Here is a 21,298-nt window from a genome sequence, read left to right as displayed (position 1 = left end):
TATATATCCTTACTCCGTTCTGAATTCCATGGAGAAAGTGATGAAGCTGGATTCCAAATTCAGGGAACTGGTGGCAGTAGGGGCCTCCATAACGGCAAATTGCAAACCATGTCTGGAGTACCACGTAGGTAAGGCTCGGGAGAGCGGAGCGAATGGAGAAGAAATTTCGGAGGCCGTTGAGGTGGGAAAGATGGTGAGAAGGGGAGCAGTATCTAAGACGGACCAGTTTGCCTTGAGTCTAACTGAGACCACGCCACACGCATCACGCCCTGATAGTGATGAATGCGGCTGCAAATAATGGGTGCCCCCCGATGCTCGGCTTGCGGTGTAGGAAGCTCACCATCAATTCTGCGGGATAAAATCTTCTCACAATCCTTTCCAGCAACGCTTTGAATGTGGTTCAAGTCGGAATCCCGTCCAATGTGCTGGGTCGAAGTCCCACCCCCCGCACTACTTGTAATCCGGCAGTCCCGGCGACCGCACGCTATTCTAGGCTAGAACAGCGCCTGCTTTGAGAACTACATGCATGTCTTGAGTCCCACCCCCGCACTTCTCTGAAGCGAGATTCAAACTGGTGTTTAGCTCGAGAGCTTGGCCTTGAGCCAGAAATCTCTTGGGCCAAAAGCAGTCTTATATCGTCTGACTAGAGTTTGTGATTCCAGACTTTGGAGGACATGGCAAGCGCAACCCGACGTAGTAAGACCCGAAAGAAAGCAATTTCGCAGGCGCTGGCGGTTGGAATCCTTGCGATAATCTTGGTTGGCTCGATATCAGCCATCGTCTTTCTGAATCGGGTCTCGCGAAGCGTTATGACTTCGGCAACCACCACTACTCAATCTTCTCTGATTACCTCAACCGCGACCGAGGGCAGTTCGACGAGTGCCTTTTTCACACTGACCAGCTCAACCTCAACGCCGTTCAAGATTCAGCAGTATGATACCGCCGTGCCTGCAACATACCAGCAGACCTACACTCAGCTCAGCCAGAGTCTGGAAGGCTTCGACCTGACTCTCAATTCGTCCGGCCCGTTCCAGGCGCACCCAATCACGTTCGGTACGGAGCTCTTAGCAGCAAACGACAACAGGGGCTCTGCTCTTCTGGCCCCAGGAGTGCTGAAGGCGGTGAACGTCAGCTTGGACGCCTTACAGGCTCTCGGAGTGGACGGGGTGACAATCGCGCTGCAGTATCCGCTCTTCACGCCGAGTTTTCCGAACTATACGCAGTACCACGCCTTTTACGTCCAAGTGGCGCAGATGGTCCACGCGAGGGGGATGAAGCTCGATATAGAGGCGCACGTCCTCTTCGCCAACAGTCCGTTCTCGCCGGTGAAATTCAACTACTCGTCGGTGCCTTACAGCAAGTATGTGACGCTTCAGACTCAGATGGACCAGACGATAATCAATGACCTCCACCCAGACTGGATTGACATAGGGGTCGAACCCGACACTTGGTACTTCATCACAGGGTACTCGCAGCTCAGCACGCCCAGCGGCTGGAACGACTTCGTCGAGTCCATCGTCGGCAATCTGAGCAATGGCAGCACCACAATCGCGGCGGGAGCCGCCGCGTGGGACGGCCCACAGTGGCTGCAGGGTTACGTCTCAGACCCGCGAATCGATGTGATTACGACTCACATCTATCCCATCTACGGGAACAACTTCCAGAACCTCATCAAGATAGCCCAAACTGCTCAGCAGAACCACAAACGCCTGATAATCGATGAGATGTGGGAGACGAAGAGTGTGGGAAATGAGGCGGGATATGGATCCATAGCCGCCGACGTGAACATCTACCGGCGCGACGTCTACGGCTTCTGGTCACCAGTAGACGAGCAGTTCATCAAGGAAATGGTCAAGTTTGCCGAGCTCTACCCCGTCGATTACATCTCTCCCTACTGGAGCTGGTACTTCTTCGGTTACCTCAACTATTCAGCATCTTCCGAGAGTTTGACTTGGGCGCAGATTACCTCGATGCTCAATCAACAGGCGGCGCAGAACATACTGAACGGAGCGGTTAGCCCGACTGGCGCTTACTATGGTCAGATCATACGCCAGTATGGGTGAATGCATTGGAGAATGAACTTCAGCCGCGCGACTGTCACTGACTGTGGTTCGAAGTCTCTTCCCTCACCCGTCCCCACTAAGGGAGTTTCGAGTGGCTCACTGGCCTGTAAGCTGCACGGCCAACAAGAGGAAAACTGCTGCAGTTACGCATCCTGCAAGCAGCCAAGAGTTGCTGCTCCCGGTGAGCGATGGTTTGTAGTAGGCGTAGATCATCATGGCGAAGATTACAAACCCGGACCCGATCATCGCGCCGAAGGTCCGTTGGTTTGCGACGAGATTGAACAACCACAGGTAGACCGTCAGTGTGGCGGCTGCGGCGGCCAGTAGCGTTTCCACCGTGTACCTCATCATCTGGTCGTCCACCCTCAAGGTTGAGACCTCTCGTACTTCACCGTCAGGCTTCTCATGATTCTCGCCATGGCGTAGAAAGTTGTAATCAGTCCCGTGATGTTCAAGATAAGAACCGGTGAGCTGAGCGCGATTCCAAAGATGGAGTCGACGAGGTTGGCGAAGCACACGGACCCGACAGATAGTAGGACCACGAAGACAGACGCCGCCCATCTGTTCTTGAGAGGGAAGACAAGGGCCAGCAGAACGGGCTTCGTGGCCGAAGACACCCTCTGGATGCCTCTGGGCGTCCTGAGCAGGAATGCGGTTGCCAGGGCGGCGGCCAGGGCCACAGTCCCAATCACCTCGACGGCTTCGACGTCTGGGATTATCTGTCCTGGCGTGAGATATCCCCAGGCTGTCAGCACCACGAGTTCCGCGACTACTACCGTGCCGACGGTGGTGTAGAGAGGCCTCGAGCGTGGGTTTCGCGCAAGCCCCCGGTCGATGAAGGGTAACACTATCAGTCCAACCAGCAGTATTGTCACGGCACCCAGCGCGTAGTATATCCCGGAGCCCTCGAAGGATGTGAACTTCAGAACCTGATACATCCACAGGAAGTACCATTCGGGCTGTGGTACGTAGTTCGAGGCGGCCAGAGGCGTGAACTGCGCGGCGAGGTTGACTGGGAACAGGACCGAAGCCATGACGATTACCGCGATGAGTACGCTGCCAATCATCGCAAAATAGAGGTAGACTGTCGGAAACCACGGGATCTCTCTCGATTCCTTCGCGCCAGTGGCTGGCTCGGCGGCCCCGTGCGCCTCGAACAAGAACAGTTTGAGCGCCAAGAGCGAAAGGAGCATGGCCGGGAGGACGACGATGTGGAGGTCAAAGAATCTCGTGAGTTCCCCGGCGCTGCTGCCGTCGCCGGCTATGAGAAACGTGACGATGGGTCCAATCTGGGCTGGAAGGAAGCTCAACATTCCTATTGAGACGTCCGTGGCAGACTTTGAGACCACCGTCCACGGGAGCAGGTAACCGGTGAGGCCGAACCCCATCACCGCCAGACCCATCACTACCCCAATCACCCACATCATCTCCCTGGGCTTCTTCTGAACGCTAAGGAAGTAACCGCGCAGGAGGTGGAGCATGGCCAAGAGTATCATCGCGTACGCCCCGTAGAGATGCACGGTCTCTAGGAGCCATCCAAGGGGGACGCTCCGGATTATGAATTGCGTGGATGAGTAAGCTTGGTCGACGGTAGGGACGTAGTAGATCATCATCAGCAGGCCAGTGAAGACTTGGAGAGCGAAGGCGATTACCGTCAACGCGCCGAGCCAGTATAGCGGACTCAGACTGTATTCAGGAACTGGACGCAGTACGTTCGTCCGGAGCCCGAAGCGCGACTTCACCCATTCCACAAACCTTCTTCCTGGGTTCGCGCTCATCTCATTTCACCCTGTTTCGGAGAACACGGTTGCGTCGGTCACGATGGTTCCACCGGTGAGATCGTGCTGTAGCACCAGCGACGGGTCGGTCAATCCTGGCGGCCCGTGTCCGAAAATTGCCGGGGTCCCCATTCCTATGGCGTAGACGTCGCCTGTGCCGGCGTCGTATCGCAGCGTTACCTGCGGAACGGGCCGCGGCGGAGGTCCGCCTATCACCTTGGCGCCGTGTACGAAGTCGTACTGTCCTCCATGACAGCAACAGTATCCCTGAGGCGCGGCTGCGCTAAACGATGAATCACAAGGAGGTGACGAACCTGGCGTGAGGACAGAATAGAAACATCCGAGGTGCTGGCAAATGTCGCTGAACGCGACGATGTCCGAATCGGGCCCGACCCCGTTGTCCGCCTTCTGGCCGCACTTGACGAGAACGGACGGCGTGTCTACGAGCGGGTAGTTGAAGCGCAGGGGCTTGGAGGGGTCGAGCGCCGAGATGTTCGCGAGTTTGATTTCGGGCCAGGCCAACGCGATGGTGGTGCCCGCACCCGCTCCCGGAGCCGGGACGAACGCAAGTACCCTAAAGACGCTCGCGAACGAGCCCACGGTAGCCAGCCCCCCGAGGGTGAGGATGAGTTTCAGGAAGTTCCTTTTGCTTTCTCTCTTCTCGGAGGTTCTGTCGTCCGCGCTCTTTGAGTCCATCATTCGCGCCTCATGATTGCGTCCTGGGGTTCAGGAACCTCCCCATGAGCAGGATTCCGGCGGCAAGACCGAGCAAGAGGAGTATGAAGGACACGACGGCGGCTGTTGTAAGGTCCAGGCTCACTGAAACTGGCCCCACTGGCGCCTGCGTCGTGTTCCCGGCTGCGGAGAAGGCCCAGGCCGCCTGCGGAATGGAGGCCAGAGACAGAAGGACGGCCAACGAAGCGAAGATCGTTTGTGAGACTCTGGACTTGAGCTTCGGGGTCGCGAGCAAGCCCTGGTGCAGGAAGCCTCGGCGAGACAGTCGTGCTTTCTCGTCATGATGGTGGGTCGACGTCCTGTCGGAAGTCACTTTCCAACCACAGCCCGAGGCGGAGTTCGCGCCCCTTTCCCTCTGCCGACTCCTCCGGCACTCCGATGATATGGCGCGCCGGTTGCTATCAACAGGAAGGCGTACACTAGGACGCCCACCTCGGCCATTACCACGACGTATGAGAGGTCACCAGTCGTCATGTAGACCACGCCGTCGGCCCCAGCGACAGCCGCGGCTGCAAGGGCGACGAGGGAATAGGCCACAATCTGCGGTTCCCATGTTGATGCCCTCCCTTCAGACGCTCCAATTACCGATGTCATGAGGACTCCCAGAACAAGGGCGACGGTCAAGGCGGCCAACCCGACGTGCGCCGAGACGGCAAAGGCGTACCATGAAGGCGTGGTCGACAGCATGGCAGCGCCAGCTATCGTCGTCGTTGAAAGCGCGCCGAGCGCAAGATAGATCATGACCATGGTAGGGGAGAGGTCGCCCGGGTTGCTTCTTGACGCGCGGGACGCCTTGGCCAGCGAGAATCCTGAAATCGGCATTCCTAGAGCAATTGTCGTTATCATCGAAAGATTTGTCACCGCAACTTCGGTGGGGTCGGCCGGGTTGGCCAGGAAGGCGAAGCCCGTTGACCCAGCCAGCACAGCGACCGCGAAGAGCGTGAGATTGAGGATTGCGACACGCCTCTGACCCCGCAGCGCTGCAACGAATCCCACGACGCCCGTCATGAGCGCGAAACCGGACGACGCCATTCCATGCTCGATGACGTCGGGCAGGGTGATGGAGAAGTTATGCACGGTGAGTGCCGCCCACATGCCCTCGACGTAGGTAACGGCGAGGAAAGCGGCTTGGATGTAGATCAAGTACACGAGTCGTCTTGCCTGTCGGGCGCCAACCTCCGCCATCGATTCCAAAGAGCCTTGCATTCTCAGCGCGTCCCCTGCTCACTGCGCCCGGCCGGTCGCCTCAAGTATCCTGACAGCCCTCATGACCTTCAGGGTGGAGTAGTACGAAAGGAAGAGCGCAAGCATGAACAGGAGCGACATTATCCATCCTCCCGCAAGCGTAAGGTCCCCCGACTGTCTGCCGCCCCCGGTCGCCAAGAACAGCAGCCCTCCCACCGTGGCGACGATTAGTGAAGCAACCGCTCCGAGGCTGAACAGGGCAACCTTCCTCATTCCGTAGATGAACCCCACCACCATCACGATGAAGGTGAAGGCGAAGTTCAGGGTCGCCCCCACCATGTGCACGATGTTGGAGGGGTCGCCTATGCTTATCGTGTTCACTCCCGAAGTGATGAATATGTTGATGTACATCCCTGTAACGTAGATTGCGAGATAGACCGCGAAGTTGATGTAGCAGAGCCTCAAGGTGAGCCTCAGACCTTGGAGGCCGAGGTTGCCAACCTCCTCGCCCTGGAGCCCCGCAACCCCCATGGCCTTCACTGCTGTCTCACACCCGTCAGAGATTGAGCGCCCATCACGTACTTGATTCGGACGTCCTCCCTGACGATGAATATCCTGCTCATGAAGGTCAGGATGACGGCTGTCAGGAATACCGAGGCCATGATGAAAGTCGAGATGTTCGCTGAATAGGGGTCCGCTATCGCCGAAGTCGCGTAGTACATGAATAACGGACCAGTCACGAAGCCTACCGTCCTCGCTGTGATCGCTCCAGCGTGCAGGTAGACGACCTGCGAAAGTCGGGCCCTCCTCGCCAGGATGATCGTCGGGATGCTCATGCTCGTACTGAGGACCGCGAAAGCGACGTGAGCGAAGAGTGAAGGGGCGGCGAAGAACTGTAGGAAGATGCTACCAAAGTCCGCTTGCAGGTCGGCAGGGACGGCGTAATAGTAGTTGACTAGCATTCCCGCGGCAATCGTCGCCCAGTAGAATGCGAATTGTAGGTACAGAAGCAGGAAGATTCGGTGCAGCGTCTTGGAAAGTCTCTCGCTCTCGTCGACCGCTTGCGCCAACTTGTGAATGTGGAACTCTGACGCGGAATATTAAAGCATAGGGCCGAACCCATTAGGGGGTTCGTGGGTTCGAATCCTACCCCCGGCGCCGTGTAAGTAGAAGGTTAGGCCTTGCTAATCTGGACTTGACGCCAGTGGTGGTGGTATCTTGTACTTCCTGTATTCCTCGAAGAGAACCTTCCCACAAATCAGCCTCGAGAGCGCCTCCGCCTCGAGCTTCGCGTTCGTCAACGCATTATGTCTGCGTCTGCGACGCTCCAACCCGGTGTATCGAAGGATTGTTGAAAGACCTAGTGCGTCCAAGCCGTTCTCTGTCGGTATTCGCAGACCCAATTCGAGAAAGCGGGCATAGAAGATGGAATGAAGGTCGACGTGCCTGTAGCCGAAGGGCCAATCCAGATGGTATCGTTTCGCCGCCGTTCTCAGAAAGGCAGCGTCGAACCAGGGGTTCTGCCCGGCGAGAGTTCTCACGTCCGAAGACTCGCTCCAACTTATGAAGCCTTGAACGGTCGACCTGATGGTGGGTTTGTTCTTGGTGAACAGGGATCGCCTATCGAATCGGAATGCCCGCCATGCCTCTGGGGAGATTCTCGCTTTCGTCGGAGTTCTGCATTCTTGATGGAAGAGTCTGGCGGGGTTTTCGAAGTCCACGGCGCCAATGCTGACAATTCGGTCCTGTCGGTCATTCCACCCCGTCGTCTGTAGATCCACCACGATCATGATGATATTGACTCTATCAGTGTTGGGCGGCCGTCTGTTCCGGTTGCGGCGCGGGAGTGCTTGGCTTCGCCTGAACTGGCGTCGGCTGGGGCTGCGCCGGCGGCTGTCTGGGCTTTACTGGCTGTCCTGTGATCGCTGACAGCGCATTCATGCCCAACTCGGTCAAGTCGTACTTCCCTGGCCCGCCGAAGAGCTGCACCTTGTAATCCACGAAACCCAACGAAGTAAGCTGCTCGACCACCCATCTGGTCATCCAATTCGAGTTGTCGGCAAGGACGTCGTCGAGCTCCGAGTTGCTCAGACCCTCCTTGCTCTTTGCAATCGCCTGCATAGCAGCCATGAGGTGCTCTGATTCGGCGACACGCTTCAGAATCCGTCGCTGCTCCTTCTGTTCTGCAGGCCAGACCCAGAGACCGACTTTCATGGACGGCGTGGCGGCAGAGCTTCGATTCATAAACGCTGCGAGCGAGTCGGCTCCGCTGTTTTTGTCATTATTTAGTTAAGTGAACAAAAGCATCAACAGTATTTCGCTCGACCAGACAATAAACGAGCGCGGGGTTGTTGTCTTTGATATCCATGGAAGCGGTAAACCAATACGCAGACAGAAGAGCAGAACTCGAAGAGAGAGTTAGATCCCTGGAAGCGGAGAAGGCGTCTCTCCTCTCCGACATAGCCTCAATCAAGGAGAAGCTCGCAGGGCTCGAATTGGATAGGTCGGCGAACGCCCTCCAAAGCGAGGTCGAAGCGCTCCGGACAGAGAAGGCTGCGTTGGAGGAGAAAGCTGCGACATACGAAAGCCAGGCGGGGTATGAAATCCCACCGGGCGTGACCGGAGTCTAGTCGCTAACGGAACTTCGTGACCCTCTGCTCGAGCTCGCCCTTTTCTTTTCTGAGATGGTCCACGCAGCTCTCTAGCTCGGCAAGCTTGGTCTCCAGCTTGCTGACTTCGCTGTCTTTTGCCATCCTCTCCAGCCGCGCTTGCAGCTCGCGGTGCTCACGGGCCATGATCTGGAGCTTGCCCTCCAGTTCTTCGTTCCCCTTCTTCACGTTGCCAAGTTCCTCCTGAAGCTGATGGAGCTGCTCTGCGGCGACTACCAGATACCTCTGCCTGCTGATGACCGTGGGGAATTTCATGCCGCACTTGGAGCAGCTGAACATCCCCACCTTTCTTTCGACCATGCCGTGCTCCCCCTTCGATGGCTCGACTATGATGGAGAACGACTTGTATGGCGAGACTTCCTTGTTACCGCACTTCGGACAGTCTGGCAATGGCGTCCCGAGAGGCCGCCGATTGTCTTAAGCCTTTAGCGCTCCCTGATTGATTCCAGTTCCGAAACGGCAGACCAGAGCGTAACTCTTGCGAAAGAAGGCATGTTCGGGTCCTGCCCGACCTCGTCGAGAAGGCTGATGGCGTTGGCCGCCCTGACTGAGATGCTCTGCTTCTGGTCCTGAAGCATGGCTATCGAGTCCTTCACGATTTTGCGTATGTTTCTCGGCGTGATGTTCGAGTCTGCTATCTGCTGAAGGCTGACGCTCGCCTTCGCGAGCTTCGCATCGTTCTCTTGCTGTTTCTTGAGTTTGGCGCTCATCAGAAATCCCTCTCGTCGGTTTGACCACCCTGCTTGGTTGGGTGAGGATATGTGCTTTTCGTCGCTAGAGCGTCTTTATAGAAGACGGAGGGCAGTCGACGGTCGTTGAGTCGGCCCGGCAACGACAAGATGAAGGCAGCTGCCGCGTTGATACGAAGGGGCGCGACTATGCTGGCTGAACCTTGTCAGCGGTGCGGAGGGGTTCAGGTAAGGTTCCATGGAAAGGTCTACTGCACGAGCCACGATGATATCAGCCCGCTTCTAAGGGAGGAACGGGCTTCATACGACTCTGTGGTCGCAAACATGAGAGAGCTGCTCATCTCAAAACTGAATGAAGCAAGCCTTCTCCTGGAAAAGGAGAGGGACATGGCCAAGCAGGAGCAGCTGGTGTCGCTGATGGCCAGATACTTCGATTTGCTGCAGAAAGTCTCCCAAAAGTGACATAGCCCTTAAATCTGAACGGTCGCTTTTGCGGTTCGTGGTTCTGAGGATAGGCCAGAAGGTCTCCGAGTTCAGCCTCCCCGACACGGAGGGGGCGACGCGCAGCCTCGGGGAGTTCACAGAGAAGGGCGCGGTCGTGCTCGCCTTCTTCCCGTTCGCGTTCTCCGGAGCCTGTGACAAGGAGATGTGTGCGTTCAGGGACGGCTTCGCAGGGCCCTTGGTGGGAGGGGCGCAGGTGGTCGGGGTGAGCGTCGACAGCGCCTTCACTCTCAAGGCTTTCGCCCAGACGTACAACCTGCAGTTCCCGTTGCTCAGTGATTTTGGAAAGAAGGTAACAAAGCTGTACGGCGTCCTCCAAGATAAGTGGGTCGGAATGGGTTACAGAGGGGTGGCGAAGAGGTCGGTCTTCGTCGTAGATCAGAAGGGCGCGCTGAGGTACAAGTGGGTGACCGACAACCCGGGTAACGAGCCTCCGTATGATGAAGTGATGAAAGCGGTGGCAAGACTAACCAAGTAGCGCGGCGCAGTATTCTTATACGGGCCCCGCGCTCTTTGCCCAAGGTTGACTCAGGAAGCTGAGATAAAGCCGATAGTGCAGTTGACGGAGAAGGCTGCCTCGGAGCTGAAAGCTTACCTCGAGAAGCAGGGCAAGCCTGGTGCCGCGCTCAGAGTCTTCGTGACTGCAGGGGGTTGCTCGGGTCTCTCGTACGGCATGGTCGTGGACGACAAGATTTCTGATGATGATTACACGATAGAGGTGAACGGCGCGAAGGTCGCTGTGGACAGGTCGAGCGCACCTTTCATAACGGGCTCTGTCATAGACTACAAGTCTGAGAAGCTGATGGGCGGCGGGTTCGTCGTGAGCAACCCGAACGCGGTTTCCACCTGCGGCTGCGGCGAGTCTTTCAAGACAGCGTAGGCCGCGCCCTCTCGGAAGGCGCCGGGGGTAGGATTCGAACCCACGAGACCCGAAGGTCACGGGCTGACTGGTTGTGTGATCTCGAGTTGCGGACCCGCCTCATTTCTAAGCAGGTTGCCCGCGCATTAACCACTCTGCCACCCCGGCTGAACTGGTGCCTAGCTTTGGCCTCTATAATTTCTTTGAGGGAGGGCGGTTCCGAGCCTCTCGCCCGTCAATCACGTAGCTCCACGTGATGAAGCAATTCACGAGCTCCGAGCTATCGGAGGGTCCTGCGGAGGAACCACGTCGCGAGCTCCCACGCTTCGGCCGCCGCGCGCTCGTTGTAGACGGACGAGTTCGTGTCATTGAAGAATCCGTGTCTCGTCCTCGGGTAGATCTTGAGCGTTAAGTCTTTCCCGGCGGCCAGGGCTGTCTCGACGAAGGCGGGTACCTTCGTGTTTATGATCTCGTCGTTGGTCGCGTGGATTGCGAGCACTGGGGTGGAGATCCGTCTCACTTCGTTGCTCGAAGGCGGCTCCCCGTAGAAGGAGACGATAGAGCTCAGGTCGCCGAGTCTTGCCGCCACTTTGAGGGCGAGGCCACCGCCAAGACAGAATCCGAGGACGGAGACGCGCCCGTACTTCGAGTGCACCAGCTTCACGGAGGACGAAGCGTCTGAGACCAAGAGATCCCTGAACCTCTTGCTGTAGAGCGTTGATGTCACTGCCAGCGTGTCGTGACCGAAACCCTTCCTGATCATGGCTTTGTGGACCTTTGCCTTGTCGCGCCTCTCCTCCAGCGAGAGGTCCCACACACCTTCCATCGCCTTCTGTATGCTCTCGGGGCTGAGGAGGGTCTTCCTCTCCCAGTATAGATCTGGTGCGATTGCTGAAAATCCGAGTTTGCCTAGGCGTTTACAGACGTCCCTGATGTGCGGTACGAGACCCCACACCTCGTGAAGAACGACGATACAGGCGGTGGCTCCGTCCGGCTCGATGCGGTACATCGGAATTTGTTCCGACCGCGAGGGGGCTTTGGGCAACGACGGGTGGTTCAGCCGACCAGACGTTTAAATTGAATCCGCGAGGAGGTTGGCGAAGCCTTCATGAAAGCCTCTCTAGTATGGAGTTCACCCAGCCCCGAGAAGACCATAGCCGTCGCGATGAGACGGTGCTACAGCACGAGGCCGATTGAGGAGATTCAGGCGGAGCTGGACCAGAAGGGCGAAGAGTATTGGAAGTTCCTCCTGACCAAGGCGCTGCAGGACAAGTCGCTGGACGTGATCGAGCACTTCACGATGACCCTGATCATAGACGACGTGAGCGAGACCGAGGCAGGCAGGCTGTCCATGGAGTTCCCTTTCCTGCGGTTCCTGCAGATTGCTGGGGATTCGTGGTTGCTTTCGATGAACGCGCGTACGCTGATAGAGATGTGGAGGAACCTGGCGTCGAGGCCTTTTGCCAGCGTGATTGTGGCGGAGTTGGACGCAAAACGGGTCTGCCCCCTGCTGAAATCCTTGGCCTTCGGGGAGAAGGTAAGTGCGGGTTAAGCTGCTGTATCACACCGACCTGGAGGCGCTCAAGCTGGCGCTTCGGGAGAGGGGAACCACCTTCGAGCCAGAGAAGTTGCTTGATCATGTAGTGTACATGTTCGAGATAGAAGAGTGCAGCCGGGTCACCACCCACCAGCTCGTGAGACACAGGGTCGCCTCCTATGATCAAGAGTCGCAGCGGTTTTCTGCCGCGACGAAGGAAGGGGCCGTCGTCCCGCCGAGCATCCAGTCCAACGAAAAGGCGTTACAGGCGTTCGACGAGGGGTTGAAAGCGGTCTATGCGGCCTATGAGAAGTTGGTGGCTGCGGGCGTGCCGAAGGAGGACGCGCGCTACGTCCTACCCAACGCGACGAAGACGAAGCTCGTGATGACGGTCAGCGCGAGAAGCTTGATGCACATCGTCTGGCAGCGGACGGCACTGCAGGCCCAGTGGGAGATTCGGGAGCTCGCCGGAAGCCTGCTGAAACTGGCGAAAGAAGTGACGCCAGAACTCTGGAACAAGATCATAGAGAGATAGTGTTGACCAAGGCCTTCGGGACTGCCGGTGTCAGGGGCGTGTTCAACAAGACGCAGACGCCGGAGCAGGTGTACAAGCTGGCCGAGACTATCGCGTTCGTCTTCGGCAGGGGCGCGTACGGAGTCGGATGGGACGGCAGGAAGGTCTCCGCGCTGCTGGCGAGGACGGTGATGTCTGCCATCAACGCAGTGGGAAGCGACGTCTTCGCCTTCGGGATGGTGCCCACCCCGGTCATCGCGTTCAGCACCAGGGAAAGGTCGTGCCTCGCTGGGTTCTCTGTGACCGCGTCTCACAACCCTCCGGAGTTCTCCGGGGTGAAGGTCTACAATGGGAAGGGGATGGAGCTTCCAAAGTCGGACGAGGAGAGGATTGAGCGCGCCATGGGGGTGGACGTGATGAAGTCATCCGGGAGGTTTGGAGCGATTAACACTGACGAAGAGGCGCTGGACGACTACATCGAAGCGCTCGAGTCGAGGCACAAGCAGGCACCCAATGCGCTCAGGATAGCGGTCGACTGTGCCAGCGGGCCTGGCGGCCTAGTTACGCCCAGGGTCCTCGAGCATCTGGGGCACCGCGTCGTCCCCGTCAACGCGCAGATCTCTTGGAGGTTCCCCGCCCGCCCCCCTGAACCCACGCCGACCAACCTCGCCGACTTCGCTAGGATGGTCCCAGACCTCGGTGCCGACTTCGGGTTCGCACACGACGGAGACGCCGACAGGTTGGTGATGATCGACGGGGCTGGGAATGTCGTGCCTGATTCAATCATGACGGTCCTGGCGCTCCGCGAGCTTGAGGCGAGTGGAGGCACGGTCGTGATATCAGAAAACAGCTCGATGATGGTCGAGGAGGAAGCCGAGAAACAGGGGTATAGGGTCGTCAGGAGCAGAGTCGGAAAGACGTTCGCCGTGCTGGAAGAAGAGGGAGGCGTGTTCGCCACTGAGCCGAGCAAGGTCGTCGACCCTTCGTGGGGATTCTGGGAGGACGGCATCAACGCGGCCGCCATAATAGCGGGCGTGCTGTCGAGGGAGCCGGGCCTGCTCGCCGCTACGATCGAGCAGACGGAGTGGCGCTACAGGCAGGTCAACCTCAACGTGCTGGCCAAGATACCGTCGCTCGTCAGGAACGCCAAGGAGACCTTCAGGAGGTTCAAGATTTCAGAGGAACGGACGCTCGACGGCTACAAGCTCGTCTTCAACGACGGGTCGTGGGTGATGTTCAGGCCCTCGGGCACGGAGCCGAAGACGCGGCTATACTGTGAGTCGAAGGACCCTCAGCTTCTGGAGACTTTGGTGCAGTTGGGGACGCAGTGCATAGAATCCTCTTTATAGCGCGAGCGAAGTTTCCGTCTTTCTAATGTCACAGGTGAAGGCCATCTCCAGGATCATGGCCTTGGGGTTCGTCCTCGACGTCAAGGCGTACGACCTCATAGTCGGGCTGCCGCAGGAATCTGACGTCGACGGCCTGATGGAGAAGCTGCTGGAGCAGAAAGGAGGGGCGAAGGCCGAGGTGAAGCGCATCACGGAGGACGACGTGAGGCGGGCCCTTCCGGCGGAGCCGTCCAGCGTCGGCATGGAGTTGCCGCCTGTTTTGGGACAGGAACCAGAGATGGAGATGATGTCTGACCCAACCCAGTCAATCGCGCCTATTGAAGCGCTTGAGGGATACAGCCGGCTCTTCAGGGACAGGTATGATCGCCTTCTCTCCGTCGTCAGGAAGAGACCAGACACGAAGGGCGTGGGGACTACGGCTACGGGCAGGAACATGGCCCAAGGCCAGAAGATGAAGGTCGCAGGCCTCATTTCCAACAAAGTTCATAGGAAGAGCGGCGTGGAGGTGACGATAGACGACCCGAGCGGGACGCTGCGCGTGACTTGCCGGGACGAAGGCGTCGTGAAGTCGGCTCTGGAGGCGCCGCTCGACAGCATGGTGGTGATGGAGGTGTCCAGGAGCAAGTCAGGCCAGCTCTACGCCGACTCCCTGATGCTCCCTGACGTGCCGGACAGAAGGGTGTCCAGCGGCTCGCACAGAGTCTACGCCGTGCTTCTGTCGGACCTGCACGTCGGAAGCAAGATGTTCCTCGCCGACGACTTCCAGCGCTTTGTCCTGTGGATCAACGGAAAGCTCGGAGACCTCGACGTGGTCAACAGAATCAAGTACGTCGTCGTAGCAGGCGACCTGATCGACGGCGTCGGCGTCTATCCCGGGCAGGAGTTCCAGCTGGCCGAGAGGGACCCGAAGAAGCAGTATGAAACGGCGGCCAAGCTCCTCGAGGAGCTGCCGAGCCACGTCCAGATAATCGTGTCCCCGGGGAACCACGACGCGGTCAGGCAGGCGCTGCCCCAGCCGGCTGTCTCGGCCGACATCGCCGAGTCGCTGTACAGGATGGAGAACGTCAGGCTGGTGGGCGACCCTGCATACGTCAAGTTGCACGGAGTGACGTTCCTCGTCTACCACGGCAAGAGCCTGGACGACATCATCGCGACCACCCCAGACCTCTCCTACAACAAGCCCACCGATGCGATGAAGCTGCTTCTTCGATCAAGGCACTTGGCCCCGACCTACGGGAAGCGGACCGCCCTCTCGCCGGAGCTCCGCGACTTCATGGTCGTCGACCCCGTACCCGATGTCTTCCACAGCGGACACGTGCACACCTACGGCGAGCTGAACTACAGGGGCACCTTGGTAGTGAACTCTGGTACGTGGCAGGCCCAGACGAGCTTCCAAGTCAACATGGGCTTGGAGCCGACGCCCAGCATAATTCCCGTAGTCGACCTGTCCAACGTGAGCGTCATCAGAAGGAACTTCGGCGCCGCGGCCTTTCCCGCTGCTTAGAGCCTATCCTAGAATTGTCCATCGGGTTCTGTTAAGTTGGTGGGGGATAAATACGGGTGTTAAGCGTCGGGTGATGAAATGAAGTCTCTGCTCGTTAGCAGTCAAACCGTGGAGAGCGGGCAGAGACCCAGGTTCGTCGGCCTCCTGCTCGTTGCACTTCTCATGTCGGCCCTGTGGGAAGGCATACCAACCGTTCTCTCGAAGTTTCTGGTCCCGTTGGCATCAACTAGTTTTGGCTTTGAACGTTATCAGCTTCTTTTCGTCTCAATTTTCTCCTACACTTCATTCCTCGTCAACCCCGTGTTCCTGTTCGTCGTATTCTATCGCCTTGGCAGGAAGATTGACTTGACGGAGAACTACGCCTCCGTCGCCATCTACATATTCATCGGCGGATTGTTGGGCGGCTCTGTGTCATTTTTCCTGATGCCCGTGTTACTCGGCGGTTCTTGGGGGGCCGCGTTCCCAGACATCCTTTCCGTGGTGACCACCGTCACGTCTTTCTCAGTTTTACTCGTCAGGTCTGGCTTGGACATCCTATTTCCCGCGTTTGTCGCGATTGCATTTGCGAACCTTAGGAGTGGAAGATTGTCAGCAGCGCCGCGACGACAGAACGTGACAGGTGGAAATGAATGAAGCGAATGAAGTCTCTACTCGTTATTGGAACGGTGATTCTCTTGATAGGAGTTGTCATGGCTCTCTTCGGAGGAGTCAATGTCATGTCTTATAGGGGAACGACGGGTTGGACGGTCGCTGCGACTTGCTATTTGTATCCGACATGGAATCTGTTGAATTCGTTGTTGCCGCCGCCACCGCCGCTGGGTCTTACCGCGAATTGTGTCCCTGCTCATCTGTCGTCGTTCACTCCTTTCCCAATCACACTTCCTGTTGGCGTTTCAAGTTCAACGGGCTACGCGCTTAATTTCATAGGTGTTGTCTTGATATTGCTTGGCATCGTGGTAGTGGTGAGGGGATATCGCCAGCACCCGACACTTAACAGGGAGAACGAGCACCCACCAACTTAACAGAACCATTTGAAAATAGGCTCTTAGACCAGGCCAGCGAACGCTGGGTCTTCTGAGAGGGTCTTCGCGAGGCCTTCTCTCCCTATCAAGAGCTTAATCCTCTTCGTCCTGCCGCGCCGCCCCTTGCTCACCACCGACGCTTCCACCAGCCCGAGGAGGTCCAGCTCCGCGAGTATGCCGCTGACGCGCCTCTGCGTGAGGGCCTCGAGGCCGAGCTTCTTGCAGAGGTTGCCGTAGACCAGGTACAGCTCCCCAGTGTTCGTCCCTGAATCGAACTTTGATGTAGCGAGGAGGATGGCCTTGTTCTGCACTGGAAGCGACCTAATCCCGTCCTCTACGCGATCGTGCTCCATCTTGTCCGATGCCTTCTTGACGCATGAATCGTCTATCTGGCTCCGACCTTCTCTCTCTGCTACCTCGCCTGCTATTCGCAGGAGGTCCACGGCTCGCCTCGCGTCCCCGTGCTCCGATCCTGCCATAGCCGCACACAGGTTGATTGCAGCGTCCGACGCCGCAGACTTCCTGAACGCCATCGCCGCCCTCTCCCTGAGTATCTCCCTCAGCTCGTCCACAGTGTAAGGGGGGAAGACGAGCTCCTCTTCGCTGAGGCTGCTGAGTACGCGCGGGTCGAGATTATCCTTGAACTTGAGGTCGTTCGATATTCCAACCAAGGCCAAGAACCCGGGCGAGAGCCTCTCGTTAGAGCGGGTGAACTCGTAGAGGATGCTGTCGCCGAAAGCTTTCACGAGGTAGTCTATCTCGTCCAGGACGAGGATGACGTTCTTCTTGGCCGACCGAATGCTCTCGAAGGTCCTGCCCACGACCTCGCCGATGGAGAGCCCGGTGAACGGGATTTGTTTGTCGGCTGGAAGCTCGAGGAACTTCGCAAAGTCGGCCAGCGTCCTGTACTCGGTGTTGGCCAGCCGCGTGTTGACGTATGCGACGACCAGGTTCGACGTCTTCGCCTCTGCCTGCAGCTTGGAGAGGACGTAGCGTGCCACTGCCGTCTTTCCCGTTCCCGTCTTGCCATAGAGAAGAAGGTTAGAGGGCTTTGAGCTGTGGAGGATTGGTGCCAGGACCTCCGCGACCGCTTTGATTTGGGCGTCACGGAACGGGAGCTTGTCGGGGACATAGTCCGGGCCCAGGACGCTCCTGTCGACGAACAACGCCTTACCTTCCTTGGCCCTCCGGAAAATCTCGTTTATTCCCCCAGAACCCGACATTGGGCATCAGTGGAAACACTGGTTAGATAAGCCCTCCTGTGAGCCCTCCGCCCCTCCTGTTCCGCTGCTTCCCTTGCTAGCCCCTCCTGGCACAGATACAATGAGCTAGCTGCTTGCTAGCCAGCTCTTGCTTGGCGGTTTGAACAGGATAAGGACTGAGGTCTAATGATGAGGGCTGACGGTTGAATTAAGGAGAACAAAGGGCTCGCGGCATGCTTGATCTGGCCTGGACTGGAAGAGGTGGGGTGGGGGTCCTCCAGTGAATCCCGGTGAACGGCCCTCCCACTAAGGCTGATTTAGACCCCAGTGTTTCCACTGGAACCTATCCAACCCGTCCGGCCAAACGGAGGCCGATTTTGACCCCTTTGCTTCCACTGGAGCCTGTATTCGGTTTTTAACCAATATCATGGTGTGAACTCCTGTGAACGTGCCACGTCGTATCAACGCGCAGTCAAGGATTGTTAGCCGCCTGTTCACAAGTTCACACCAGCGACGGTTTAATGCCCTCTGGCCTGTGAACTTGCTTGTACGTTGAAGAAGCGGGTAAAGATAGAGCTGGAGGATGACGAGGGGACAAAATTCACGCTCGCGCTTGAGGGCAAGGTCTCCCGCGAGAAGCTGCTGAAGGCAGTCGACATGCTTGAGATCATGGACGTCCCGCTGGACCGCGGCGAGAAGAAGGCGCCGGACGAGGGAACCTTCTTCGGCAAGGTCACGGCTCTCATTGAAACGGTCTTCGCTTCAGGCGACTTCTCCTCTTCAGACGTAGCGCGGGAGTTCGAGGAGAGGTACAACCAGCCCGTCAAGCTCAGCATGATATCTACCTACCTGTCCAGGCTCGCAGACAAGGAGTGCCTCAAACGTGAAAGGTTCGGCAACTCCTGGGTCTACAGGCGGGTCTATCTCAAGGCCTCTCAGGTCGCCGGGAGATAAGAGGAGGTTTCGCGATGCCGAAGCCGTTTCCACGCTTGACTGGTGGCAGAGCAGTCGGCGAGAAAGAATATGACCAGATCATAGAGGAGCTCGACCAGCTGCGGAGAAACTGGCGTTCAACCGATTAGGCACCGTTGAAGAGTTCCGCCAAGGTCCTCACAACCTACCTACGAACCTGACCGTCGTGTCTGCAGAACGCAGAATCAACCGACGATTTCCAGCTTGAGATCAGAGACCCTCGATATCCGCTCGTAGTCCCTGTCTGCTGAAAGAAGTTTCTCTGCTCCGTTGGCCACGGCGGTCCCCGCAATCAGCACGTCAAGGGCGTTGACGGATTGGCCGACTCTCATGAGGCCGCCCATGATCTTGGCCGACTGCTCGGCCGCCTCAGAGTCGAGGGGCAGGAGCTTCAGCTGATGGAAGAACGATTTCACCACCCTCTCCTGCCTGTCGAGCTTTCTGTGGTAGATGGGATGCAGCAGTTCGAAGAGGGACACAGTCGATATCCCCACAGAATCGGTGGCTCCCAGCGCCGACCTGACGACCGAAACGGAACGCTCCTTTCCGCGCAAGAAGTCGACGGCGACCGAGGTGTCGATTGCAATCAAGTCCTCAGCACCGTCATCTTCCTGACGTCCTCGATGTCTTTCCTCACCCGCTCGAACTCCTCGTCCTTAGAAAGGGCGCCCGCGAAGGAGAGCAGGTCGCTCTTCCCTTCGAGCAGCCGTCCGATGGCGTCGCTGAAGCTCTCGTTTCCCTTCTTCGCCTCGAGGAGCCGCCGGTACACGTCTTCCTTCACTGCCAGGTTCTTGGAGCCCATTTGCGTATCAATATACAGATACGCATATTTAAGGCCCACGACGCGGCCAAGCCCCGCGACACGGAGCGCTTCCCCGCTTCAGTCAGCCTGTAAACAAAGGGTTTCGCCGACTGATCCCTGGCGACGAAGCTCCTCTCGTAGAGCGCCTTCATCAGCTTGGCGGTGCGCTCCCATGGAACCTCGCAGCGCGTTCAGTTTCGGTCGTGGGCTTCTCCCAGCCAAGTTCGATTGCGGTCGTTCCTGCATCACCGTACGGCGTGGCCCCACAGTAGTAACAACGCTTATGTATTACATCATATCGAGTACTACGTGTTGACCGAAGTCAAGGTGACCAGAAAGGGCCAGACGACCATCCCAGCGCCGCTCAGAGCCAAGTATGGGATCGAGGAAGGGACTAAGCTAGCCGTCTTGGACACGGGCGAGGGCATACTCCTGAGACGGTCCCGAACCACGACCGACCTGGCAGGCAGCGGCTCCTCCAAGGCCACGCCGAGCGAGATGAAACGCTTGCTCGACGAACTTCGGGGCGAAGACCGCTGAATCTGTACGACAGCAGGTTCTTCTTCGAGCACTACTATTCAGACAACGAAGCCACGCTCTCTGCGACGAGGTCTCACCTGAAGGCCAGAGGGACGAAGTACGTCTCCGCGGTGACCATCCACGAGCTGTACAAGCTGACCATGGAGAAGGAAGGAAGAGACGTAGCGGAGCTGCGGGTTTCGCTGGTCGAAAAGGACTTCGAAGTCATACCAGTGGACGCCGAAGTTGCAAAGGCCTCCGCCGACCTGCGGAGCAGATACCCGATGCCCATGGCCGACAGCATGGTCGCGGCCAGCGCGAAAGCCTACAGGTTGACCTGCGTAAGCGACGACCCGCACCTGTCAAGAATCAAGGAAATCGACGTCCGGTGGCTGTAGCCGCCAGGAGCCCCGCACGACGCCTTGGCCGCACCGACCTCCCTCAACTCATTCGAGGCGGCCCCGGCCCTTGTCCGTGAGCCGATACACGAACGGCTTCGCCGACTCATCCCTCTCGACCAAGCCCGCGTCGTACAACGACTTCATCAGCCTCGCCGTGTGCTCCCTCGACAGGCCCATCGCCTGCTTGATTTCTATCGTCGATTTCGGTCCGTCCCTCAGCAGGCCCAGTATCACCTTCTCGCTGGCGTCGCTGGCCGGCTTCCGGGGACGCCGTTCCCTCGAAGGCTCCGACTGTGGCCGCTCCTGGATGGCATGTTGCACGGGCTCCTGACGCTGTTGCATCACCTGCGCCGACGTCACCGAAGAGGAGAGGCGAGACTGCATTACCTCAACCCTCCCCATCAAATCGAGAATTCTTTCATCCTGTTTCCTCTGCTTGTCTTCGAGGGCCTTCCAGAGGTCGCGCCCGAGGTCAGATGACGCTTGAATTTGCTCGGAAGCCTGCTTGTACTTTGCCAGCAGGACCACGGCCAGCACCACAAAGAACCCGGCAAAGGCAACTGCAGCAACCTCGACTGGGTCAGCCATCGCGTTGCGCTACGTGATGCAACATAGATAAACACCACTGTCACACGACCATTCTATCCACAAGTGCGTTCAAAACGCCCACAAACTGGTCCGCTTCCTCGTCGGAGAGCTCTACTTCCCCTCTTCCCACAAGTTCAAACAGCCGTCTCACGTCCTCGACCCTCACATACCCGAGCCAGAGCGCTGTCACGAGCGTCAAAATCGACGATCGGACGTTCTCCTTTGCTTGCTTGACGACCCGATAGTATGCGCCGACAGATACCGGCCCCCTACTCCTGGAGCCAGCGGCCTCTCTGAGAGAGATTTCGCCAGATCGCACCCTTTGATACAGCAGGAGCGACTCGAGTTGCGTTTCGGTGAGTGAAGAGTCCTTCGATATCCGTCTGGCTACGCTCATGTCATAGACAAT

31 protein-coding genes and 1 tRNA gene are annotated in these 21,298 nt (G+C 57.9%); 14 read left to right on the top strand and 18 right to left on the bottom strand.

Annotated features, from left to right (window positions below; translation table 11 throughout):
- Window positions 1-28 precede the first annotated feature (28 nt).
- Both LYZ69_07800 and LYZ69_07795 read left to right on the top strand, forming a co-directional pair.
- Window positions 29-298, top strand: coding sequence for a carboxymuconolactone decarboxylase family protein (locus tag LYZ69_07800; protein MDV3278354.1), 270 nt, complete (start codon window positions 29-31; stop codon window positions 296-298).
- Window positions 299-665: 367 nt separating this feature from the next.
- Window positions 666-2,063 carry a hypothetical protein gene (locus tag LYZ69_07795; GenBank protein ID MDV3278353.1) on the top strand — a complete coding sequence of 466 codons (1,398 nt, stop codon included), beginning with the start codon at window positions 666-668 and terminating at the stop codon, window positions 2,061-2,063.
- Window positions 2,064-2,159: 96 nt separating this feature from the next.
- Here LYZ69_07795 and LYZ69_07790 read toward each other — a convergent pair whose 3' ends face one another.
- The 9 genes from LYZ69_07790 to LYZ69_07750 form a co-directional block, all read right to left on the bottom strand.
- Window positions 2,160-2,432 carry a hypothetical protein gene (locus LYZ69_07790; protein MDV3278352.1) on the bottom strand — a complete coding sequence of 91 codons (273 nt, stop codon included), beginning with the start codon at window positions 2,430-2,432 and terminating at the stop codon, window positions 2,160-2,162.
- A complete protein-coding gene (locus tag LYZ69_07785) occupies window positions 2,429-3,841 on the bottom strand; it encodes a cytochrome bc complex cytochrome b subunit (protein ID MDV3278351.1) in 1,413 nt (470 codons plus the stop codon). The genes LYZ69_07790 and LYZ69_07785 overlap by 4 nt, the downstream gene beginning before the upstream one ends.
- Before the next feature lie 6 nt (window positions 3,842-3,847).
- Complete coding sequence (locus LYZ69_07780; GenBank protein MDV3278350.1) at window positions 3,848-4,537, bottom strand: Rieske 2Fe-2S domain-containing protein; 690 nt, start codon at window positions 4,535-4,537, stop codon at window positions 3,848-3,850.
- Between the two features lie 10 nt (window positions 4,538-4,547).
- Window positions 4,548-4,757, bottom strand: a complete 210-nt coding sequence (locus tag LYZ69_07775) for a hypothetical protein (GenBank protein ID MDV3278349.1) — start codon at window positions 4,755-4,757, stop codon at window positions 4,548-4,550.
- Between the two features lie 128 nt (window positions 4,758-4,885).
- Window positions 4,886-5,782 carry a hypothetical protein gene (locus LYZ69_07770; protein ID MDV3278348.1) on the bottom strand — a complete coding sequence of 299 codons (897 nt, stop codon included), beginning with the start codon at window positions 5,780-5,782 and terminating at the stop codon, window positions 4,886-4,888.
- An 18-nt stretch (window positions 5,783-5,800) separates the two neighbouring features.
- Complete coding sequence (locus LYZ69_07765) at window positions 5,801-6,301, bottom strand: hypothetical protein (protein ID MDV3278347.1); 501 nt, start codon at window positions 6,299-6,301, stop codon at window positions 5,801-5,803.
- Entirely contained in the window at window positions 6,298-6,831 is a 534-nt protein-coding gene (locus LYZ69_07760) for a hypothetical protein (GenBank protein MDV3278346.1), read from the bottom strand. The genes LYZ69_07765 and LYZ69_07760 overlap by 4 nt, the downstream gene beginning before the upstream one ends.
- 114 nt (window positions 6,832-6,945) lie before the next feature.
- Complete coding sequence (locus tag LYZ69_07755) at window positions 6,946-7,551, bottom strand: 3'-5' exonuclease (protein MDV3278345.1); 606 nt, start codon at window positions 7,549-7,551, stop codon at window positions 6,946-6,948.
- A 16-nt stretch (window positions 7,552-7,567) separates the two neighbouring features.
- A complete protein-coding gene (locus LYZ69_07750) occupies window positions 7,568-7,975 on the bottom strand; it encodes a hypothetical protein (GenBank protein MDV3278344.1) in 408 nt (135 codons plus the stop codon).
- A gap of 152 nt (window positions 7,976-8,127) precedes the next feature.
- Here LYZ69_07750 and LYZ69_07745 point away from each other — a divergent pair, with 152 nt between their 5' ends.
- Entirely contained in the window at window positions 8,128-8,391 is a 264-nt protein-coding gene (locus tag LYZ69_07745; GenBank protein MDV3278343.1) for a hypothetical protein, read from the top strand.
- A 3-nt stretch (window positions 8,392-8,394) separates the two neighbouring features.
- Here LYZ69_07745 and LYZ69_07740 read toward each other — a convergent pair whose 3' ends face one another.
- Together LYZ69_07740 and LYZ69_07735 are read right to left on the bottom strand one after the other, a co-directional pair.
- Window positions 8,395-8,820 (bottom strand): hypothetical protein, encoded by a 426-nt coding sequence (locus LYZ69_07740; protein MDV3278342.1) that lies wholly within the window; start codon window positions 8,818-8,820, stop codon window positions 8,395-8,397.
- Window positions 8,821-8,855: 35 nt separating this feature from the next.
- The gene (locus LYZ69_07735; GenBank protein ID MDV3278341.1) at window positions 8,856-9,140 is read right to left on the bottom strand and encodes a UPF0147 family protein; all 285 of its coding nucleotides are present in this window, start codon (window positions 9,138-9,140) and stop codon (window positions 8,856-8,858) included.
- A 105-nt stretch (window positions 9,141-9,245) separates the two neighbouring features.
- Between LYZ69_07735 and LYZ69_07730 the strand changes: the two genes are divergently transcribed.
- The 3 genes from LYZ69_07730 to LYZ69_07720 are packed head-to-tail and all read left to right on the top strand — an operon-like array spanning window position 9,246 to window position 10,500.
- Window positions 9,246-9,581, top strand: a complete 336-nt coding sequence (locus LYZ69_07730) for a hypothetical protein (protein MDV3278340.1) — start codon at window positions 9,246-9,248, stop codon at window positions 9,579-9,581.
- A 37-nt stretch (window positions 9,582-9,618) separates the two neighbouring features.
- The gene (locus tag LYZ69_07725) at window positions 9,619-10,098 is read left to right on the top strand and encodes a redoxin domain-containing protein (GenBank protein ID MDV3278339.1); all 480 of its coding nucleotides are present in this window, start codon (window positions 9,619-9,621) and stop codon (window positions 10,096-10,098) included.
- Window positions 10,099-10,143: 45 nt separating this feature from the next.
- Window positions 10,144-10,500: an iron-sulfur cluster assembly accessory protein gene (locus tag LYZ69_07720; protein MDV3278338.1), complete on the top strand. Its 357-nt coding sequence runs from the start codon at window positions 10,144-10,146 to the stop codon at window positions 10,498-10,500.
- Between the two features lie 19 nt (window positions 10,501-10,519).
- Here the strand turns inward: LYZ69_07720 and LYZ69_07715 are convergent.
- Together LYZ69_07715 and LYZ69_07710 are read right to left on the bottom strand one after the other, a co-directional pair.
- Window positions 10,520-10,647 (bottom strand) — tRNA-Ser (locus LYZ69_07715).
- Between the two features lie 112 nt (window positions 10,648-10,759).
- Window positions 10,760-11,524, bottom strand: coding sequence for a dienelactone hydrolase family protein (locus LYZ69_07710; protein ID MDV3278337.1), 765 nt, complete (start codon window positions 11,522-11,524; stop codon window positions 10,760-10,762).
- Window positions 11,525-11,587: 63 nt separating this feature from the next.
- On the opposite strand from LYZ69_07710, the gene LYZ69_07705 reads away from it, so the two are divergent.
- The 5 genes from LYZ69_07705 to LYZ69_07685 all read left to right on the top strand — a co-directional run bounded on the left by LYZ69_07705 (window position 11,588) and on the right by LYZ69_07685 (window position 16,016).
- On the top strand, window positions 11,588-12,031 hold the full coding sequence (locus LYZ69_07705) for a hypothetical protein (GenBank protein MDV3278336.1): 444 nt from the start codon (window positions 11,588-11,590) through the stop codon (window positions 12,029-12,031).
- A complete protein-coding gene (gene thyX, locus LYZ69_07700; protein MDV3278335.1) occupies window positions 12,021-12,551 on the top strand; it encodes an FAD-dependent thymidylate synthase in 531 nt (176 codons plus the stop codon). Before LYZ69_07705 ends, thyX begins: the two co-directional genes overlap by 11 nt.
- Before the next feature lie 2 nt (window positions 12,552-12,553).
- A complete protein-coding gene (locus tag LYZ69_07695; GenBank protein MDV3278334.1) occupies window positions 12,554-13,879 on the top strand; it encodes a hypothetical protein in 1,326 nt (441 codons plus the stop codon).
- A gap of 25 nt (window positions 13,880-13,904) precedes the next feature.
- Window positions 13,905-15,383: a DNA-directed DNA polymerase II small subunit gene (locus tag LYZ69_07690; protein MDV3278333.1), complete on the top strand. Its 1,479-nt coding sequence runs from the start codon at window positions 13,905-13,907 to the stop codon at window positions 15,381-15,383.
- A 78-nt stretch (window positions 15,384-15,461) separates the two neighbouring features.
- Window positions 15,462-16,016 carry a hypothetical protein gene (locus LYZ69_07685; GenBank protein MDV3278332.1) on the top strand — a complete coding sequence of 185 codons (555 nt, stop codon included), beginning with the start codon at window positions 15,462-15,464 and terminating at the stop codon, window positions 16,014-16,016.
- A gap of 412 nt (window positions 16,017-16,428) precedes the next feature.
- Here the strand turns inward: LYZ69_07685 and LYZ69_07680 are convergent, their stop codons facing one another.
- Window positions 16,429-17,628: an orc1/cdc6 family replication initiation protein gene (locus tag LYZ69_07680; GenBank protein MDV3278331.1), complete on the bottom strand. Its 1,200-nt coding sequence runs from the start codon at window positions 17,626-17,628 to the stop codon at window positions 16,429-16,431.
- Window positions 17,629-18,159: 531 nt separating this feature from the next.
- Between LYZ69_07680 and LYZ69_07675 the strand changes: the two genes are divergently transcribed.
- Complete coding sequence (locus LYZ69_07675) at window positions 18,160-18,561, top strand: BlaI/MecI/CopY family transcriptional regulator (protein MDV3278330.1); 402 nt, start codon at window positions 18,160-18,162, stop codon at window positions 18,559-18,561.
- 203 nt (window positions 18,562-18,764) lie between these two features.
- Here the strand turns inward: LYZ69_07675 and LYZ69_07670 are convergent, their stop codons facing one another.
- Together LYZ69_07670 and LYZ69_07665 are read right to left on the bottom strand one after the other, a co-directional pair.
- Window positions 18,765-19,169 carry a type II toxin-antitoxin system VapC family toxin gene (locus LYZ69_07670; GenBank protein MDV3278329.1) on the bottom strand — a complete coding sequence of 135 codons (405 nt, stop codon included), beginning with the start codon at window positions 19,167-19,169 and terminating at the stop codon, window positions 18,765-18,767.
- A complete protein-coding gene (locus LYZ69_07665) occupies window positions 19,166-19,381 on the bottom strand; it encodes an antitoxin VapB family protein (protein MDV3278328.1) in 216 nt (71 codons plus the stop codon). The genes LYZ69_07670 and LYZ69_07665 overlap by 4 nt, the downstream gene beginning before the upstream one ends.
- A 312-nt stretch (window positions 19,382-19,693) precedes the next feature.
- On the opposite strand from LYZ69_07665, the gene LYZ69_07660 reads away from it, so the two are divergent.
- Together LYZ69_07660 and LYZ69_07655 are read left to right on the top strand one after the other, a co-directional pair.
- The gene (locus tag LYZ69_07660; protein ID MDV3278327.1) at window positions 19,694-19,921 is read left to right on the top strand and encodes an AbrB/MazE/SpoVT family DNA-binding domain-containing protein; all 228 of its coding nucleotides are present in this window, start codon (window positions 19,694-19,696) and stop codon (window positions 19,919-19,921) included.
- A 2-nt stretch (window positions 19,922-19,923) separates the two neighbouring features.
- On the top strand, window positions 19,924-20,298 hold the full coding sequence (locus tag LYZ69_07655; protein MDV3278326.1) for a PIN domain-containing protein: 375 nt from the start codon (window positions 19,924-19,926) through the stop codon (window positions 20,296-20,298).
- A 48-nt stretch (window positions 20,299-20,346) separates the two neighbouring features.
- On the opposite strand, the gene LYZ69_07650 is transcribed toward LYZ69_07655, so the two are convergent.
- Window positions 20,347-20,889 carry a winged helix DNA-binding protein gene (locus tag LYZ69_07650; protein ID MDV3278325.1) on the bottom strand — a complete coding sequence of 181 codons (543 nt, stop codon included), beginning with the start codon at window positions 20,887-20,889 and terminating at the stop codon, window positions 20,347-20,349.
- Window positions 20,890-20,929: 40 nt separating this feature from the next.
- Window positions 20,930-21,286 carry a hypothetical protein gene (locus LYZ69_07645; GenBank protein ID MDV3278324.1) on the bottom strand — a complete coding sequence of 119 codons (357 nt, stop codon included), beginning with the start codon at window positions 21,284-21,286 and terminating at the stop codon, window positions 20,930-20,932.
- Window positions 21,287-21,298 lie beyond the last annotated feature (12 nt).

Source organism: Nitrososphaerales archaeon (assembly GCA_032906765.1).
Lineage (GTDB): Archaea > Thermoproteota > Nitrososphaeria > Nitrososphaerales > Gagatemarchaeaceae > DASPPF01.
The sequence above is the reverse complement of the archived record's forward strand: the minus strand, read 5'-3'. Positions and strand labels throughout refer to the sequence as shown.

Bases quoted from the DNA above. Each gene is read 5' to 3' on its own strand.
- LYZ69_07800 (MDV3278354.1), top strand. From the start codon at position 29: ATGGAGAAAGTGATGAAGCTGGATTCCAAATTCAGGGAACTGGTGGCA.
- LYZ69_07785 (MDV3278351.1), bottom strand. From the start codon at position 3,841: ATGAGCGCGAACCCAGGAAGAAGGTTTGTGGAATGGGTGAAGTCGCGC.
- LYZ69_07780 (MDV3278350.1), bottom strand. From the start codon at position 4,537: ATGGACTCAAAGAGCGCGGACGACAGAACCTCCGAGAAGAGAGAAAGC.
- LYZ69_07770 (MDV3278348.1), bottom strand. From the start codon at position 5,782: ATGCAAGGCTCTTTGGAATCGATGGCGGAGGTTGGCGCCCGACAGGCA.
- LYZ69_07755 (MDV3278345.1), bottom strand. From the start codon at position 7,551: ATGATCGTGGTGGATCTACAGACGACGGGGTGGAATGACCGACAGGAC.
- LYZ69_07750 (MDV3278344.1), bottom strand. From the start codon at position 7,975: ATGAAAGTCGGTCTCTGGGTCTGGCCTGCAGAACAGAAGGAGCAGCGA.
- LYZ69_07745 (MDV3278343.1), top strand. From the start codon at position 8,128: ATGGAAGCGGTAAACCAATACGCAGACAGAAGAGCAGAACTCGAAGAG.
- LYZ69_07735 (MDV3278341.1), bottom strand. From the start codon at position 9,140: ATGAGCGCCAAACTCAAGAAACAGCAAGAGAACGATGCGAAGCTCGCG.
- LYZ69_07705 (MDV3278336.1), top strand. From the start codon at position 11,588: ATGAAAGCCTCTCTAGTATGGAGTTCACCCAGCCCCGAGAAGACCATA.
- LYZ69_07690 (MDV3278333.1), top strand. From the start codon at position 13,905: ATGTCACAGGTGAAGGCCATCTCCAGGATCATGGCCTTGGGGTTCGTC.
- LYZ69_07685 (MDV3278332.1), top strand. From the start codon at position 15,462: ATGAAGTCTCTGCTCGTTAGCAGTCAAACCGTGGAGAGCGGGCAGAGA.
- LYZ69_07680 (MDV3278331.1), bottom strand. From the start codon at position 17,628: ATGTCGGGTTCTGGGGGAATAAACGAGATTTTCCGGAGGGCCAAGGAA.
- LYZ69_07665 (MDV3278328.1), bottom strand. From the start codon at position 19,381: ATGGGCTCCAAGAACCTGGCAGTGAAGGAAGACGTGTACCGGCGGCTC.
- LYZ69_07650 (MDV3278325.1), bottom strand. From the start codon at position 20,889: ATGGCTGACCCAGTCGAGGTTGCTGCAGTTGCCTTTGCCGGGTTCTTT.
- LYZ69_07645 (MDV3278324.1), bottom strand. From the start codon at position 21,286: ATGAGCGTAGCCAGACGGATATCGAAGGACTCTTCACTCACCGAAACG.